The following is a 16,378-nucleotide window of genomic DNA, read 5'->3' as shown; positions in this document are numbered from 1 at the left end:
GGATCACATGATAGCGATCAAAAACAAGTACCTCCTCGGGATAGTATCTCAAACCAAGATGTCGGGCAACATCTTCGACCGTGCTCCGCTTCATCAACTCCACAATGTATCGCCCCAGCACCTTGGTCCATCGCTTCTTCGGGAAACTCAGAAGCAGTGGCTCGAGCTTAAGGCTCCTGCAAGCTCGACAGAAGAGCCGATGCAAATGAATGGCAAGAAAGACCTTTTTCTTTCCAATGGGTAACGTTCTTATCCCCCTGACGAAATGCCCCTTCTTGATCACATTGCGAGAATCGCAGTTGGCACAGCGTTGCTTCTCTTCCGATTTTTCAATGTGGAAGATCAAGATCCCCTCTTTGTATTCTGTCTTCTGGTATCGGTAATGCTTAACTCCAAAGCCATGGTACAATAGGCTCGTGGACATCGGCTTTCCTTCTTCTTAACTTCGTTGTTTTGGAGGAATTTCAACCGATGTCCTTTCTTTTCGGCTCAGTTTATTTTGAATCTCAGGTACTCATTTTCCTGATGATTCAATTTTTGATTGCAAATAATGAACTTATCGCATCTTTTCGAAAAAAATCATCTTGACGGGTGGGTCTCTTCGCCGTAATTTTGAATATGAAAAACGCTATCGGATCAGCAACCTTTTCTCGCTGCTATGGGTGGAGGTTGAGTTCGAGAACTAACTTCAACTGCCCCTCAAGAGCCGAGGTGTTGAAGCCCTGGCATAAACTATTGATGGGGCCTATATACAATATATACAACAACAATGGAGGGAATGAAAATGAAGCATAAAGTGTTTTTTGTGGCAGTTCTGGTCTTAGGCATGGTGGTATGCCACAGCGCTTCCAACCAAGCCGGACAGGTTAAGTTCGACCAAGCTGAGATCTTCTTTGAGTATAATTCCACGGATCTTGATCTAGGCGTTCACATCTTCTTCGACGCAGAAGGCTGGAAGGATGTTGTGGTCAGCGGCCCGGACGGCACGATCTTCCATGTCAATAACGATGGAAGCTTGAGGGAAATTGGCAGTACCGAGGTCTTCACCGAAAGCGAGGAGCCCCCGCTTGACGAGGGAGATCTCGAGGGGTCGATCGCAGCGTTTCTGGCCCTCTTTCCGGAGGGAGAATATCAATTCTCCGGCACGACAGTCGAGGGAGACAGTCTGATGGGCAAGGCCACGCTCACGCACGACCTTCCGGCCCCGGTTGAATTGGATCTCTCCATGTACCCCACCATCAGTTGGAGCGACAATTCAGCAGGAGGTGATCCAGAAATTGTCGGTTACCAGGTCGTCAACGAGCTTGTGGTCAAAGAGGGTGGGGAGGAACGCGTGTTCGAGTTTTCCGTCGACCTCCCGGCCGATGTCACAGAGGTGACAGTTCCGGATGAATTCGTCGAGCTGGCTGACAGATTTTCAAAAGGGCAAATACTGGAGTACAAGGTCGAGGTGATCGCGATAGAGGAAAGCGGAAACAAGACCATCGTGGAGGAGAGCTTGATTTAGGAAGAATCATGGAACGATTTGCCGCTTCAGGTTGTTTTGAACGCTCTCCAGGATTCTACCCTAGCTAGAGAGAGGCTGTTTCTCTTTAAACTGCGAAGGAGAGAGTTTTTTCTTACCAAAAAGATGAAATGATCTGACTTCCTTTAGATTCAGGGACGCGCTCTTAGTCTACGAAATTGTATGATCGACAATTGCAGTTGAAAGCCTGATTCAATAATTAGCGATGGGGACTTTTATATTTAAAAGTCCGTTTGATGGTTTGTTGCTATACCTCATTCCTATAATAATCTTTGTTTTTCCATATTATTCCACGGCACAAACAACCTTCATGGACGCAACAGAAGAGGCTGGGATCAGCGTTCCCAATCTCGGCCAGACCTGCACTTTCCTTGATTTCGACAAGATACGAGGCCTTGATCTCTTCATCAGCGAGCAGACCAGCAACCATTACCTTTACTGGAACGAAAACGAAACGGGATCCTTTAAAGATATCACGAGTGGCGATGGCTTCCAGTTCTCATATTATGCGACAATTGCGGCAGCGGATTATGATGGCGACGGCTGGACCGATCTGCTGATAACAAGGAGATACTTCGGGAATGCGCTCTACCTGTACAGGAATGATGGCAACAGAAAGTCCTTTACCGACGTCACATCCCAGGCAGGTATCGACGTCAATGCTTGCTGCGGGCATGTCGCCTGGGCAGATTACAATCGCGACGGTCACGCCGATTTCTACAAGGCGAAATCTGGTTCGAATTTCCTTTACAGGAATAATGGCGACGGGACATTTTCGGAAGTGGCTGCCGAATGCGGCGTCGCAGACGATGATGAATCAACGGCTGCAGCCTGGGGAGATTACAACAGCGATGGCTGGCCCGACTTATACGTGGCGAATGACGGAATGAACAGGTTGTACCGAAATAATGGTCCCCCGAAGAAGCCGGCAGATAAATGGTTCACCGATGTTACGGCAACGGCAGGAGTGGGTGGCCCGACCAATCCTTACGCGAATGACACGCAGGGAGCCGCCTGGGGCGATTATGACAACGACGGTGACCTTGACCTTTACATGACTAATATCAGCGACCTCTTTCCCACTCAGAATTTTCTTTACAGGAATAACGGAAACGGGACCTTTACCGATGTCAGCAATGCAGCAGGAGTCGCCGATGTCGGCGATGGAAGGACATGCGGTTGGGTCGATTATGACAACGATGGGCTCATTGATATCTTCTCAACGAATCACGTCAACCCGAACAGAATGTTCCGGAATAACGGCAACGGGACATTCACCGATAAGGCCTCTGAGGCTGAGATTGACCAGCCTGCCGACGTCTTCGGTGCTGCCTGGGGGGATTACAATGGTGACGGCTTTCAGGATGTCTTCCTTGCGGGTCATTTTGGAAACAAGCTGAAGAAGAATAACGGAAACGCCAATCACTGGCTGAGCATCACGCTCGTCTCGACATCGGGGACAAACACGAGCGGCATCGGGGCGAGACTGGAATTGCAGGCCGACCTTGATGGGGATGGGACGGTGGAGTCTAATGAAAAACAGATCAGGGAAGTGGATGGCGGTTCCGGGATGACCGAGCAGCCGAGCCTCGAAGTCGAGTTTGGTCTTCGCTCCGCTGCGGTTGTCCAAACGCTTACCATTGGATGGCCTGCTGGAGTGACTGAGACCTATTCAAATATCGGAGTCGATCAGCGGATAAAGATCACCGAAGGCTCGGGGATCGAGTTGATTATCCACAGAGTTTTCAAGGATGGAAACGATTTACTCCTCTACTGGACAGATGCGGGGCGAACTGATTATACCGTGTATCGCAGCCTCGACCCTTCCGACTTCAGTGCAGCAGATATCTTTTCCTCAAGCCAACCATCTTATAGAGATGTTGACGTTGTTGGAAGTAGTGTTGATTACTACTACCGCGTTGAATAAGTATCGTTCTGCCATTCTAAGAGACGGACTGACTGAGCAATGCTGTGAGGTTACCGCCATTTGCAATGGCTTTTTATGACGAAAAGGGACAATGTATTAACTTTATGAGAGAGGAGGAAGTAAGATGAGAAGCTGCCTTTTACTTTCTATTTCTTTCTTGCATGCATTTGTGATTTTCCCTGCTTTCTGCGACATTCCACTTGCCATAACTGACGTTCGACTTCCCTCAGAAGGGGCAGGTGGAGGAACACTTGCCGTTCGGCTGACATATCCTGCCGATGTGGCAAACTATCGCTACATCGATGGCGCTCCTGTTTCCATTTACCTTCCTGGTGGGATGGGTCCAGGCTCGCTTGGCGGTTCTCCCCGGATTGCTCAGGAAGGATTTGTCATTGTTTCATTCCTGTATCCAGGCGGCGTTGAGGGACCCTTTAAGAGCGATGGGTATTACGATTATCGCGGGGACAACTGTCAGAAAGCCCTCCGCGACGTCATTCGATTCGCTGAAGGGGTGGCAACGGATTCGCTGGGGCGAACCATCGATGATATTGTTCCTGGACCTGTCCATCCTGACATCGTTGGTTTTGCGCCATTCTCCAATGGTCTGATCGGTCTCATCACGCTAAGCCGGTATGGGGATGATATTCCCTACGCTCCGTATCAGGTTGGCTGGGAAAATCCCACCAATGCACAGATCATCAACGTTGAGCTTGGGGGAATCCGCGACGATTGCAATTCGGGAGTTGACAGCGATGGTAACGAAGAGCCAGGTGATGACGCGCGGAATCCCTGGTATGATCCTGAAACTGGATACAGTCCGACTTCGTTTATCGTGGATTTCTCGCTGCTTGACTTTGATCCTCTCATTCCCGAGCATCGCGAAGACCCGGCAGGCCGTTGTCCGGCCAGCAATCAGCCGGGAGCCGCTTTTCACGATGGGCGCACAAACGGGAGGATTGATTTCAACCCTCTGAAACCGGGGTGCCTGGATTACGACGGCGATGGCGCCATTGAGAGAACGGAAGATTACAAGCTTAACCCGAATGTCACATTCACGGAAAGTTGTCAGCTTAAGGTTTACTACTCTCCGGAAGTCACACGAGCTCTTGAGGAGAGAAATGTCTTTGGAACCAATTGGCCGACATGGATTGCAAAGCCTCAGGAGGCTGAGCCTTTCTGGAATCTTCGGGATGCTACCCTTCACTGGGATGGGATTGCATCAAAGTTTCCTGATTTCCTTGCGATGAGCGTTTTTACAAGGCAAGATCATGTTCAGTCCCAGCCTGATCACCCCCACATTCGTCAGGTGATGGATGGACTGATGTCACATGGAATGTGGTTCCGTCTGAATGCCGACGCGACTTATTTTGAAGTTGTCAATAGTTCGCTTCCGCCAGGATATGTGGAGACTCCTGCCAATGACCTGGTCCCGATGGGAGAGATGAAACAGCATGGTGAACCACGAGGAACGGACAGCGGAGATATGGCTGCAGCCGGTCATGCGGAGATTTCCGACAGAATCCATTCCGGTTGCTGGTGGCCTGATCTGGAGGGAACGCTGATCTCATCCGTCACACCTGCTCCGGAAGCGAACTTACTCAGCGTTGGAGCAGATAAGAAAACAATCACCTGGTCTTCGGCGGATGGCGCCTTCTGCTATGACCTGATTCTCGGGGATATTATGGATCTTGTAGATAATGGAACAGAAGTTCTGCTTTTAAATAGTTCCTGTGTGGAGGAGGACTCCTCCGACACGATGGCCATCGATGAGACACTTCCAGCTCCTGGACAGGTTTTCTATTACGTCGTCAAGCCCAACGGGCTTCATGGAACTTATGGTTTCTCTTCCAACGGTCATCAGCGCATCGATAGTGAGGGAGCCTGCCAGTATTAAAGCCGAGAAAGTACTTTTCAGTTCTTTGCCGGGTTTGATGTATGATTTCTGCTGTGCTAAACTTTTAGCAATTTTAATTAAAGTTGCGAAGGAGAATCTATGAAAAAATTGCTTCCGATAGTATTGATGATTCTGATCCTTTCTCTTGCGGCTTGCAGGGTCAGAATCAGGGAAAATTCTCCCATTCCTGCTCCAGATTTCACGCTGGCTGATCTGGATGGGAACATAGTCAGTATGAGCAACTTCAAGGGTAATGTCGTCATCCTTGATTTCTGGGCGACCTGGTGTGCGCCATGCCGCAAGGAGATTCCCCATTTCCAGAAGCTTTACGATACTTATAGGGACCAGGGGTTTGTGATGATCGGAGCATCATTCGACGAGGGAGGCGCGGCGGTCGTCAAGTCGTTCCTGGAAAAAAATAACGTGACCTATCCAAACGTCATCGCCAATAAAGAGATCGAAGGATTATACGGAAGCAAGAATCCTTACATAAATCAAGTGTACGGGCCCATCCAGGGAATTCCCGCCACCTTCATCATCAACAAAAACGGGGAGATCGTCCAGAAATACGTGGGTGAGACGCCAAGAAGAGTCTTTGAGGCTCACATCACCAAGCTGCTTCAAGAACCGACTTCTTGAATTAAGAGGTTGATGCATACTTCTTTTCATTCCTGTTCTTCTTCCAGACATACCGGACGAGAAGGGCAATCACCACAAATAGCCCGGCCATCATCAGTCTGGCGCCAAGACGATAAATGATATCCCCTGTCTGAATAGGATCTCCGTACGGATCCTTCTTGAGGATCAGTATCCCTCCTGCATCAAAGTAAGCCCAGGAAAGGAGCAGCACGATTAGGTAGGCCGGCGAGATGTACTTTATGATGTAGTAGAAGATCCTCGGAAGACGAATATGGGCTCCCTGGTTAATCTCTCCCCAGGCGTTGTCCATCCCGAAGATCCATGCGAAGATAATGACTTCGAAGAGGGCAAAAACGACGAGTCCGAAGGCCCCTGCCCAGTAGTCCATCTCATCGAGGAATCCATGTCCCAGGTAGAAAATCACCGGCTGGGTGCAGACGAAGATGACACTGCCTATGATGATTGCTGCCCGTTGTCTCGATATCTTCAGCTCATCCTGCAGGAAGGCCATTGCAGGTTGAGCAAGGGCAACGGATGACGTTATCCCGGCGAAGAAGAGAAGCATGAACCAGAGCCCTCCGAACAACTGCCCCCACGGGAGTCTCTGAAAGATAATCGGCATGGCCTGGAACCCGAGGTTGAAGGCGCCGCTTCTTGCAATGTCCGTCGTCTCGGTGACGCCAAAGAAGGCGACGGCGACAGGGATGGCTATAGATCCGCCCAGTATGACTTCGGCAAATTCGTTTGTCATGGAGGTCGTGAGACCGGATAGGGCGATGTCATCCTTCTCGCGGACGTAGCTCGCATACGTGAGAAGCGAACCTGTGCCGATGCTCAGCGTGAAGAAGATTTGTCCTGCGGCGGCAAGCCAGACCGAAGCAGAAGAGAGCTTGCCGAAGTCAGGATTCCATATGAATGCGAGCCCGTTCAGGACATTGTTCTCGGGGACGGCAGGATTGGGCGTTCCCAGAGTGAAGACTCTTATGACGAGGATGGCCGCAAATATGAAGAGGGCGGGCATCGCAATCTTGGCGAGCGTTTCAATCCCTTTCACGACACCCTTGGAGAGTATCCAGATGTTAATGGCGAGTGTTATCATGAAAAAGATATATGCGGATAGAAAAGAGGGGAGATTGGTTCCCGCTTCCCCGTTACCGAGGACACCCTGGTAGCTGTGGAGGAAACTTCCCATAGCCTCTCGAGTCTCATTCCCGAAATATTTGCCCGTGAGAGAGAAGAACGAATAACCGAAGGTCCACGACTCGATGTATGTGTAATAGATGACAAATACAAGAGGAATACAAATTCCAAGGACGCCGATGTACTTCGCTATCCTGTTCTTGCACATGCTTTCGAAGATGGCGGGCGATGTTCCGCTTCCCAGTTTGCCGCCGTATCTCCCCAGCCCCCATTCGACCCACATAAGCGGGATGCCGAGCAGGATGAGAGCCGTGAAGTAAGGAATCATGAAGGCTCCGCCGCCATTTTTTGCAGCCTGAACGGGGAATCTCAGAAAGTTTCCAAGTCCGATAGCATTTCCCGCCATCGCCAGGATAAGTCCTACCTTGCTGGCCCATATCTCTCTGTTATTGTTATTCTCCATTCTCACTCCGCCTGAAAAGGTTCATCATTATTAAAGATAGTAACAAAAAATAACATAGGGCAAATGGCCTCGTCAATCCAAACATTGTTTGGATTTGCAAAAATAGGCAAAGACCGTAAAATATTAAGATATCTTTAAGTTGGGAGGAAGAAGCAATGGAGCCGATGAAGAGGATCACGCTCGGCGTATTCATCATCCTGCTCATAGGAACGGTAGCCCTTTTTGCCATTTACATGTCTGTGAAAAAGCTTGGGGAGCAGGCTGGTGCAAGACAGGCGAGAGAGGCGGCGAGAGAAGCGGCTGAGATCCAGAGAACTGAATCAGGCATAGGATCTGAAAAGCAGGAAGAGATTTCTGCACCGGGAGAGAAGGTAACTGCGGAAGGGGTTGGCAGCGTGAGCATCCCCGGAACGGAAGCGCTCGCGGAGAAGGGGAAACATTTGGCGGAAATCTCTGGAAAAGGGATGAACATCATCAGCGAGGAGGAACTTTTAAAATATCTTAAGGTCAAAGATGAGATCTTTCCTGCCTATAATAAGCACAGGCATGTTTCAGATCTGATGCTCGATCAGACCAGGAAGTGGGGTCCAGGGCAGGTCAAGACGCACATGATAATACTTGGAGATATGATGGTACGGAAAAAAAGAGGTCTGAGGGATAATGACCTTAAAGAATCCAGATTCAATCAGATCTCCTGTGCCGTACTAGAATGGGTCAGGAGAACCAGAAGCATCCCTTATGAGAGCCTCTATAAGGGAGATGAAAGTTTCTTTAACAAGGTATCATCCGTCTCGCCATGCGCAGAAAACGATACGCTTTTCGATAAGCATAAAGAGACGATCTCAAAAACCTTCATGGGGGATTTCGAACTCGCCGATTATTGATTCTTCTGTCTGTCGAGCTTTTCTTCCATCCTGTTAAGGTCTTTTTCCACCCGGTCGAGCCGCACTAAAATGAAGGTCAGGTAAGCGGCCATCAGTATCCAGATGATGTTATACCCCCAGAACAGGAATGTGTAACTCATAAAATCTTCTCCTTCAAGGTTGATGCCCTGTCTTCAAGGCTGGAGATTCTAGTCCTTACGATCATGAGCAGGAGATAGAAGAGCAGGAATGTGAACAGTGAGAATAAAAAGGCATGGAGCATCTCCGGGGCAAGTGGCTCCTGCTTCCCCGGACCGAAGACGATGGGATGCTGTCCGCGCCACCACTTAACTGAAAAATAAATGATTGGCACGTCGAGGAAGCCTACGATCCCCAGGATGGATGAGAACCTTGCCGCCTGTTCCCTGTTTTCCGAGTATCCTCTAATCATCAGGTAAGAGACGTAGATTAGCCACAGGATCAGCGTCGTCGTGAGCCTTGCCTCCCATGTCCACCATGTTCCCCACGCCTGCTTTGCCCAGATCGGCCCTGTTATGAGGACGATCGTGCAGAAGAAGACCCCTATCTCTGCCGAGGAACGGGCGATGTTGTCCCAGAGGCTGCTCTTCGTTGCAAGGTAGATAATGCTTGCGATGAAGACTACAAAGAATGCGAGAAAAGTCGAGATGGCAGAAGGTACATGGTAGTAAAAGATCTTCTGGACGGGTCCCATCACCTTCTCGGTGGGGGCATGGAGGAAGACGAGATAAAGAGAGATTAGAAAAAAGACGAAGACGATGCATGCAAGCAAGACGATGAAGATCCTGGAACCTTTTCCCATTTGACCTCCTGACTCAATGAAGTCTTCTCAAAGATAATCTCTCCTTACCATAAAATCAACTTCTCAGTCCTCGATGATGTACTCGAAGAGGACGAACGCCGCGAAGAAAAAGATGATGTCGAAGCCGAGGCTAACGTAGAGCCAGTTGGAAAAATCCAATATCCCTTTCCCCTCCATGGCGGCTGATGTGCACTTCACCGCTGAGATGATGAGCGGAGAGGAAACGGGAAAGAGAAGAATGGATAGGAGGGCTTCTCCACGCTTAACCTTCGAGGCAAGTGCAGCAAAGAGCGTTCCTATCTCGGAAAAGCCGATTGTGTTCAGGACTACAATGGGCGTCAGCACCGGAATAATGGAGAGGAGGTTGAAATCAAAGAATATAGCGGTGAGCGGCAGGAGGATGACCTCAAGGATGCTGACGATAATGAGATTGGCTAACGCCTTCCCGAGATAGATGGCGCCAGGATCAACGGGGCAGAGGATCAGGGCAAGGATACAATCTTTATCCCTTTCAATAGCGAAGGAGTTGTTGAACCCGATGATGGCTGAGAAGATCAGCGTGATCCAGATGACCCCCGGAATCAGCCGTTCCTTGCCGACGGTCTGCAGTGTGGAAAAATCGAAGGCGAAGGCGAAGACGACGATCACGATGAGGGAAAAGAGAAACATGGCCGAGAGGCTCTCGAGCGTCCTCAGCTCCAGTCTCAAATCCTTCCCGACTATGGCAGCAACTTTTTTAAAGAAGATCATGCTTCACTTCTCTTCATCATTAAGGAGGAATCCACTGTCTCAAGATAAAGCGATTCGAACTCTTCGGGTTTTATATCCTTTGCAGCGGAATGATAAACGATCGTCCCCTGCGAGATGATAGCAATCGTCTCGCTGAGTTCAAGAGCTCTCGGGAGATTGTGTGAGACCATTACAACAGTCCTTCCATCCGAGTGGATGGATGATAGAATTTTCTGGAGCATCTTTGCAGCATGCTGATCGAGTCCGGTGTAAGGCTCATCGAGGAAGACGATCTCGGGTCTGTGGATGAGCCCACGGGCGATGGAGAGCCTCTGCTGCATCCCGCGCGAGTAAGTCCTGACCGGGTCATGCATCCTCTTGTAAAGCCCGACCTCATTGAGAAGATCGAGCATTCTTTCCCGATCTTCCCCGCAACCGTACATAGAAGCGTAGAACTTCAGATTCTCGAGCCCGGTGAGGTTGTCGTAGAGGAAGGTGCTGTGGGAGATGACGCCGATGATTCTCTTCAGCTTTTCTGTGTTTCCCCTTCGTGGCTCGATCCCTGATATGAGTAACCTGCCCGAAGTCGGCTTCAGAAGGGATGTCAGGATCTTGATGAGCGTCGTCTTTCCGGCGCCGTTCGGGCCGAGGATTGTGAGAAATTCCCCTCGCTGGACCGTGAGATCGATCCCTTTCAGAGCCTTGATGTGGCCGAAGACCTTTACAATCTTTTCCGCGATGATTATGTTTTTGCCGATCTTTGTATTCGAGTCCAATCTCAGAACGCCTCTATCTCTTTCTGATATTTTTCTTTCAAGGTTCTGTAATCGGTCTCAGAGATCTTCCCGGTGCTCAGATCGTACTCGAGCTCTTTCAGGGCTTCCGTAAGAGATTCCTTTTTCAGGAAGAGTTCTTCAGAGGCGGATGACTTCAGATCGCCAAGAGAGGTGTCCACCTCTGCTTTTCTGAACAGGGGAGCCAGCGTGAACGAAAGCGCCGCAACCAGAATAATGAGTATAATTACTGCTGTCATCTCATATCCTTTTTCGCAAACAGGAGCGCTGCCTTGAGTATCTCCCGCTCTTCCTTATCGGGGAGAACGGTGATATGCGCTCCGATGACGAGAATGATGCCACCGAGCCACAGGAAATTTATCAATGGATTGATAAAGACCTTGAAGGAAGCCGTCGATGTCTTCGGCTCGAACCCCATTGGAATCACGTAGAGGTCCTCTCCGAGACTCTTCAGGTCCGGGAGAGAATGAGGGAAGAGATCACGGACGATGCCGACTTCAGTCGCTACCCCGAACCTTGGGTAATCGTTAAGCTCTGTTTTTATAGTCCCGCGATCTCTCCCATTGCCGGAGACAGATAGGTCGAGAGTGATGTTGTAGCGCTCGGGATATTCTTTCTCCGTGAAGCGGTCAAATCTGATGTTGTAAATACCGATGTTCATGCTTTCACCGAGCTTCAGAGCCCCCTGTTTTTCGACCTGATAGGCAGCAGAGCCAGACATCCCGATGTACATGAAGACTACGCCTAGGTGAACGATGTAGCCACCGTATCTCCTCTTGTTTCTTACGATCATTGTGAAGAACGATCTGAAGACGTTCTCACCGGCTGATTTTTGCCTTGCCCTGATCCCTTTGAAGAACTCCATGACGATACTTGAGAGCACGAACACGGAGAGAGAGAAAGCGATCAGAGGATAGACCTTTCTCACTCCAAGGATGAAGAAGATTATGAGCGATAGAACGAACAATGTGGCTGGCAGCAGGAAATTTCTCTTCAGATTGGAAGTGGATGTCCTCTTCCAGGCGATGAGGGGACAGAGTCCGGTGAGCAGAAGAAGCACCAATCCCCAGGGGACGCTTACCCGGTTGTATACAGGAACACCAACCGTTGCCTGGTTTCCCGTGAAGAACTCCGCGAGCAGCGGAAAAATCGTCAGGATGAAGACCGTGCAGGCGATGCCGACAAGAATGAGATTGTTGAACATGAACATCGATTCCTTCGACAGGATGGAATCCAGCTCCTGCTCCCCCTTGAGGTGGCGCAATCTGAAAAGAAGAAGGATCAGCGGGACGAAGAAGGCAATGGCAAGAAAGATGGCAAAGAAGATACCTATGTTAGATTCGGCAAAGGCATGTACGGACGAGATGATGCCGCTGCGTGTGATGAAGGTCCCGAAGATGCAGAGGCAGAAGGTGAAGATGATTAGGAGGATGTTCCAGACCTTCAGCATCCTCCGTTTTTCCTGGATCATGACGGAGTGAAGGAACGCCGTCCCGGTCAGCCAGGGGATGAGAGATGCGTTCTCGACGGGGTCCCAGGCCCAGTATCCGCCCCAGCCGAGCTCGATGTATGCCCAGTAAGAGCCCAGAAGGATGCCGATTCCGAGGAAAAACCAGGAGAAGAGGCTCCATCTCCTCGTCGTGATGATCCACGCCTCGCCAGTTCTCTTAGTGATGAGAGCGGCGATGGCAAATGCAAATGGTATTGTGAACCCAACGTAACCGAGATAGAGTGTCGGCGGATGAATAAGCATATAGGGATTCAGAAGTTGCGGGTTAAGGCCAACTCCATTTGGTGGTGGAGGCACCAGCTTGAACGGGTTATTAGCGAAGATCAGCAGGATGAGAAAGAAGAACTGCGTCGTCATGATGACGGAAATGGCTTGGGGCATAAGAGCCCTATTCTTGTTCCTGTTCTGAAGGACAATGACCGTGCTGAAGAGGGATAGCATCCATGCCCATAGGAGAAGAGATCCAGCCTGACCGGCCCAGAACGCTCCCAGCTTGTACAGAAGCGGCTGGTGAATGCTCGAATAGTGGGCGACATACTCAATGCGGAAGTCGTCCGTCAGGAATCCGTGCACAAGAGCAATGGATGCGATGCTGATCAGGGCGAATGAGGCAATGCCCGCGTTCTCGCCACTCTTTATCATGTTCTTCGAACGGCTCGTGATGCCGAGGATGGACGAGACGACCGCCCATGTCGACAGTATCGTGGCCATGAGAAGCGAATAGTTACCGACTTGAACCATGACCATCAAGAATTCCTTTGTCATTTTTCAGCAGATTCATACTTGGAAGGGCATTTGGCAAGGAGGGTATGGGCGACGAAGACACCATCAGGAGACATCTTTCCCTCGACGACGACATCCGCCCCATCGATAAACGTATCGGGAACAGAGCCATGATATCTGACCGTTAGCAGTTTTCTGGATGCTTCATGGCCGGATCCACTCGTCCCGGGTTGATACGGATTACTGACCCGGTCGGTCATCCTGAATGTGATCTCCTGCCCGAGCACGCTCCGCTGGATCGAGCCGTCAAGGACGATCCCGTTGATCCTGAAATTTTCCCCTTTTGAGGCCCCTTTTTCCAGATACTCGCCGACAGTGAGGTAATAGACGAAAGAGCCCTGTTTGCTGAGTCCGATGAAAAAGAGAAATGCCATGGCGCCGAGGATTGCCGCGCCGCTGACTATGAACTTCACTTTACGATTCATTGATGCGTAAGCTCCTTAAACTCCTGCTATTAAAAGAGTTGAAATTATATTATCATTTATTGCCTATGTCAAAATTGCCTCTGATTTCATTCACACTGGATCGCAATGAAAAGCGTCGCGTCGCGCATGTGATGATATGATGAGAAAGGTTCTGGGGTTCAGCATTGGAATCGTTATATTTGCAGCCATGCTTCTTCTGCCTGCCCCGCATGGGATGACAGAAGAGGCAAAGAGAACGGCCGCTATCGCTCTTCTCATGGCTACATTCTGGATCGCGGAAGCACTGCCAATCGCCGTGACTTCGCTCATCCCCATTGCCGCTTTTCCTCTCTTCAGCATCCTCGATGGCGCGCAAGTCACAAAGAATTATGGGGACCAGAACATCTACCTGTTCCTGGGCGGTTTCTTCATCGCTCTTGCCATGGAGAGATGGAATCTCCACAGGAGGATTGCATTGAACATCATCAAGGTCATGGGGCTTGCGGAAAGGCGGATCGTTCTGGGCTTCATGTGTGCAAGCGCATTGATATCCATGTTCATCTCGAACACGGCGACGACGGTCATGATGCTCCCCGTCGCCATCTCCGTCGTTCGCGCCGTTCAGAATGAGCACGATGCTTCCGCTCGATCGAAAACAAATTCGATGGAAGGATTCGGAACGGCGCTGATGCTTGGCGTCGCCTATTCGGCGAGCATCGGAGGCATAGGGACATTGATAGGCACGGCACCCAATATCATCCTCGCCGGAGCCGTTCGAGAGCTATTCCCTGGCCTGCCTGAGATTACCTTTTCAAAGTGGCTGTTTTATGGAATTCCGCTTGTCCTTGTCTTCATCCCGCTCGTTTGGCTGTATCTTACCCTCCTCCTTTTCCCCCCTGGGAAGAATGTTGGCATGAACATGCTGGTCTTGAAGGATGAAATCGCAAAACTGGGAAAGATAACAAAGAACGAGTTGCTCGTTCTCATTGTCTTTGTCATGGCCGTAGTCATGTGGGTGACGCGTTCGGATATATCCATCGGCTCCATGACCTTGAAGGGTTGGGAATCTATTCTTGGCGTGGAAAAGTACGTCCACGATTCCACTGTATCCATCTTCGCGGCAGTCCTGCTATTCATGCTCCCGGCTGGGAAAGGTGAGCATATCCTGAGCTGGGAGGAAGCTAAAAAGATACCATGGGGTGTTCTGCTCCTCTTTGGTGGAGGCTTTGCGCTGGCGGAGGCTTTTCAGACGAGCGGATTATCCGCATGGATAGGGGAGAGCATGGCGTGCATGAAGGGGCTTCCCCTTATCTTGATCGTCGTTGCGGTAATTACCATCGTCATCTTCCTCACGGAACTCACGTCAAATACGGCGCTCACTGTGACGATGATGCCAATCATGGCCTCTCTTTCTTCCGCTATCGGCGTTCATCCCTTCGTTATCATGATCCCGACGGCCATAGCCGCTTCCTGTGCTTTCATGCTTCCCGTTGCCACTCCTCCCAACGCAATCGTATTCAGCAGTGGATACATCACGATACCTCAAATGGCGAAGGCTGGATTCCTGCTGAATATCACAGGGATCGTCCTGATTACGCTGCTGACCTACTTCATTATCATCCCCGCCTTTCACATCTGAGACGCTCGATTTTTAAAGCATGGATACAAATCTATAAGATTTTGAATATTAGTTGACATTATATATTTATAGCATATATTAATTAATATAAATGCATATTCAATTATTATAAATTGAATATACGCTTAATGACCCCCTATAACTCATACTGTCAGGGGAGGTCTCCCAAGGCCTCCCCACCCCCTCCCTAAATGTCATGTCTCGGTGTTGGGTTCTTGTGCTGCGGAAGGCCGAATCTTTCCCGCCAGTGAGCCATAGATGGGTCGCTGCGGAGGCCGTGGAGCGGATGAGTGAAAGATCCCAGCAAGTCGAGAAGCTGCTTCAATAGCTGAACATGCGTGAGAAAATTAAAAAAATTGAAAAAAGAATTGACATAGCAAAGCTATTATACGCTTTTCCAGAATACACAATGGCGAGGCAAAATGGGATATTTTTCAGCGCTGAGAGAAAGGCAAGCTCTGCCCTCAGGGGCAGGCATCGCTCGTTCTCTCTGACCCGTCACTACTGAACCCGTAGGTTCCCACCCCGCAGGAGTTTCTCCCGCGGACGAGATAGCCAAAGCCCTCCCCTGCGACCGGGCTCTGAGAGTCCTCCGCCCTCCCCTCCTCCACACCCGAGGCGAGACAGGTCTCGGAAGGTCCTGTCCCGACAGGCAACTCTGATAGAGAAAACCGAAGGACATCGTGGACGGTCCCCTGACCAGCTCCTGAAGCCGCCGAATACCAGGTCAGCGTCTTCTTATCCCAGCCCAGTCTGAGGTTGCGCACCTCCGATGGTGCTTTCGTCGCCCCTTCATCGGCCGGGGCGCAGTCGCAGGCATCGGCCATACCGTCGGAATCACCGTCAGGATTGCCAACGTAGTAACGCCCGCCGGTGTTGTAATCTTCAGTCCCTCCGCCCCAGATGATCATGTTCTCACCCGTCCAGACAGCGCTATGGTAATCCCTCGCATACGGGGCGTTCGCAGTCGAGGTCGCCTTCCAAGTGTCTGCAGCGGGGTCGTAGCGTCCCCCCGAGTTTTTCTCGGTGCTGAGGCTACTGGGAAAGGGATCGCCTCCCCAAACGATCATCTCGGTTCCGGTCCACACAAGCGTTGGGCCTATCCGCTCGATGACATCATCGAGGATACCGCTATCCCATACATCGTCTGGAACACAATCTGCCGCCGACTGAAGGAAGCTCTCGCCATTGTTACATAGAAGATTGAGAAACTCCTCCTCCCCAGCC

The 16,378-nt window shown here is 50.4% G+C and carries 16 protein-coding genes; 6 read left to right on the top strand and 10 right to left on the bottom strand.

The annotated features are described in order from the left end of the window. Positions 1-424, bottom strand: a 424-nt coding sequence (locus AB1756_09975) for a transposase family protein (GenBank protein ID MEW5807657.1), incomplete at its 3' end; no start/stop codon positions are given. Positions 425-784: 360 nt separating this feature from the next. Between AB1756_09975 and AB1756_09970 the strand changes: the two genes are divergently transcribed. The 4 genes from AB1756_09970 to AB1756_09955 all read left to right on the top strand — a co-directional run bounded on the left by AB1756_09970 (position 785) and on the right by AB1756_09955 (position 5,985). Further along, positions 785-1,507 carry a hypothetical protein gene (locus tag AB1756_09970; GenBank protein MEW5807656.1) on the top strand — a complete coding sequence of 241 codons (723 nt, stop codon included), beginning with the start codon at positions 785-787 and terminating at the stop codon, positions 1,505-1,507. Positions 1,508-1,835: 328 nt separating this feature from the next. Then, positions 1,836-3,452, top strand: a complete 1,617-nt coding sequence (locus AB1756_09965) for a CRTAC1 family protein (protein ID MEW5807655.1) — start codon at positions 1,836-1,838, stop codon at positions 3,450-3,452. Positions 3,453-3,576: 124 nt separating this feature from the next. Further along, a complete protein-coding gene (locus tag AB1756_09960; GenBank protein MEW5807654.1) occupies positions 3,577-5,346 on the top strand; it encodes a hypothetical protein in 1,770 nt (589 codons plus the stop codon). A 99-nt stretch (positions 5,347-5,445) separates the two neighbouring features. Beyond that, positions 5,446-5,985 carry a TlpA disulfide reductase family protein gene (locus AB1756_09955; protein MEW5807653.1) on the top strand — a complete coding sequence of 180 codons (540 nt, stop codon included), beginning with the start codon at positions 5,446-5,448 and terminating at the stop codon, positions 5,983-5,985. Position 5,986: 1 nt separating this feature from the next. Here the strand turns inward: AB1756_09955 and AB1756_09950 are convergent, their stop codons facing one another. Next, positions 5,987-7,588, bottom strand: coding sequence for a sodium-dependent transporter (locus AB1756_09950; GenBank protein ID MEW5807652.1), 1,602 nt, complete (start codon positions 7,586-7,588; stop codon positions 5,987-5,989). Positions 7,589-7,743: 155 nt separating this feature from the next. Here AB1756_09950 and AB1756_09945 point away from each other — a divergent pair, with 155 nt between their 5' ends. Beyond that, the gene (locus AB1756_09945) at positions 7,744-8,472 is read left to right on the top strand and encodes a hypothetical protein (protein MEW5807651.1); all 729 of its coding nucleotides are present in this window, start codon (positions 7,744-7,746) and stop codon (positions 8,470-8,472) included. Here AB1756_09945 and AB1756_09940 read toward each other — a convergent pair. From AB1756_09940 to AB1756_09910, 7 genes are all read right to left on the bottom strand, one after another. Beyond that, positions 8,466-8,612, bottom strand: a complete 147-nt coding sequence (locus AB1756_09940; GenBank protein ID MEW5807650.1) for a hypothetical protein — start codon at positions 8,610-8,612, stop codon at positions 8,466-8,468. The genes AB1756_09945 and AB1756_09940 overlap by 7 nt on opposite strands. Beyond that, on the bottom strand, positions 8,609-9,292 hold the full coding sequence (gene ccsA, locus AB1756_09935) for a cytochrome c biogenesis protein CcsA (GenBank protein ID MEW5807649.1): 684 nt from the start codon (positions 9,290-9,292) through the stop codon (positions 8,609-8,611). Before ccsA ends, AB1756_09940 begins: the two co-directional genes overlap by 4 nt. A 63-nt stretch (positions 9,293-9,355) precedes the next feature. Beyond that, entirely contained in the window at positions 9,356-10,042 is a 687-nt protein-coding gene (locus AB1756_09930) for a heme exporter protein CcmB (protein MEW5807648.1), read from the bottom strand. Continuing rightward, positions 10,039-10,797 (bottom strand): ABC transporter ATP-binding protein, encoded by a 759-nt coding sequence (locus tag AB1756_09925; GenBank protein MEW5807647.1) that lies wholly within the window; start codon positions 10,795-10,797, stop codon positions 10,039-10,041. Before AB1756_09925 ends, AB1756_09930 begins: the two co-directional genes overlap by 4 nt. Positions 10,798-10,799: 2 nt before the next feature. Then, positions 10,800-11,054: a hypothetical protein gene (locus AB1756_09920; protein ID MEW5807646.1), complete on the bottom strand. Its 255-nt coding sequence runs from the start codon at positions 11,052-11,054 to the stop codon at positions 10,800-10,802. Continuing rightward, the gene (locus AB1756_09915; GenBank protein MEW5807645.1) at positions 11,051-13,072 is read right to left on the bottom strand and encodes a heme lyase CcmF/NrfE family subunit; all 2,022 of its coding nucleotides are present in this window, start codon (positions 13,070-13,072) and stop codon (positions 11,051-11,053) included. The genes AB1756_09920 and AB1756_09915 overlap by 4 nt, the downstream gene beginning before the upstream one ends. 14 nt (positions 13,073-13,086) lie before the next feature. Beyond that, entirely contained in the window at positions 13,087-13,533 is a 447-nt protein-coding gene (locus AB1756_09910) for a cytochrome c maturation protein CcmE (GenBank protein MEW5807644.1), read from the bottom strand. 136 nt (positions 13,534-13,669) lie between these two features. Between AB1756_09910 and AB1756_09905 the strand changes: the two genes are divergently transcribed. Beyond that, positions 13,670-15,151, top strand: coding sequence for a DASS family sodium-coupled anion symporter (locus AB1756_09905; GenBank protein MEW5807643.1), 1,482 nt, complete (start codon positions 13,670-13,672; stop codon positions 15,149-15,151). Between the two features lie 464 nt (positions 15,152-15,615). Here the strand turns inward: AB1756_09905 and AB1756_09900 are convergent. After that, the coding region (locus AB1756_09900) for a hypothetical protein (protein ID MEW5807642.1) at positions 15,616-16,378 on the bottom strand (763 nt) is incomplete at its 5' end.

The organism is Acidobacteriota bacterium, assembly GCA_040752675.1.
Lineage (GTDB): Bacteria > Acidobacteriota > Polarisedimenticolia > JBFMGF01 > JBFMGF01 > JBFMGF01.
Note: the sequence above shows the minus strand (reverse complement) of the source record. Positions and strands in the feature narration are given on the sequence as shown.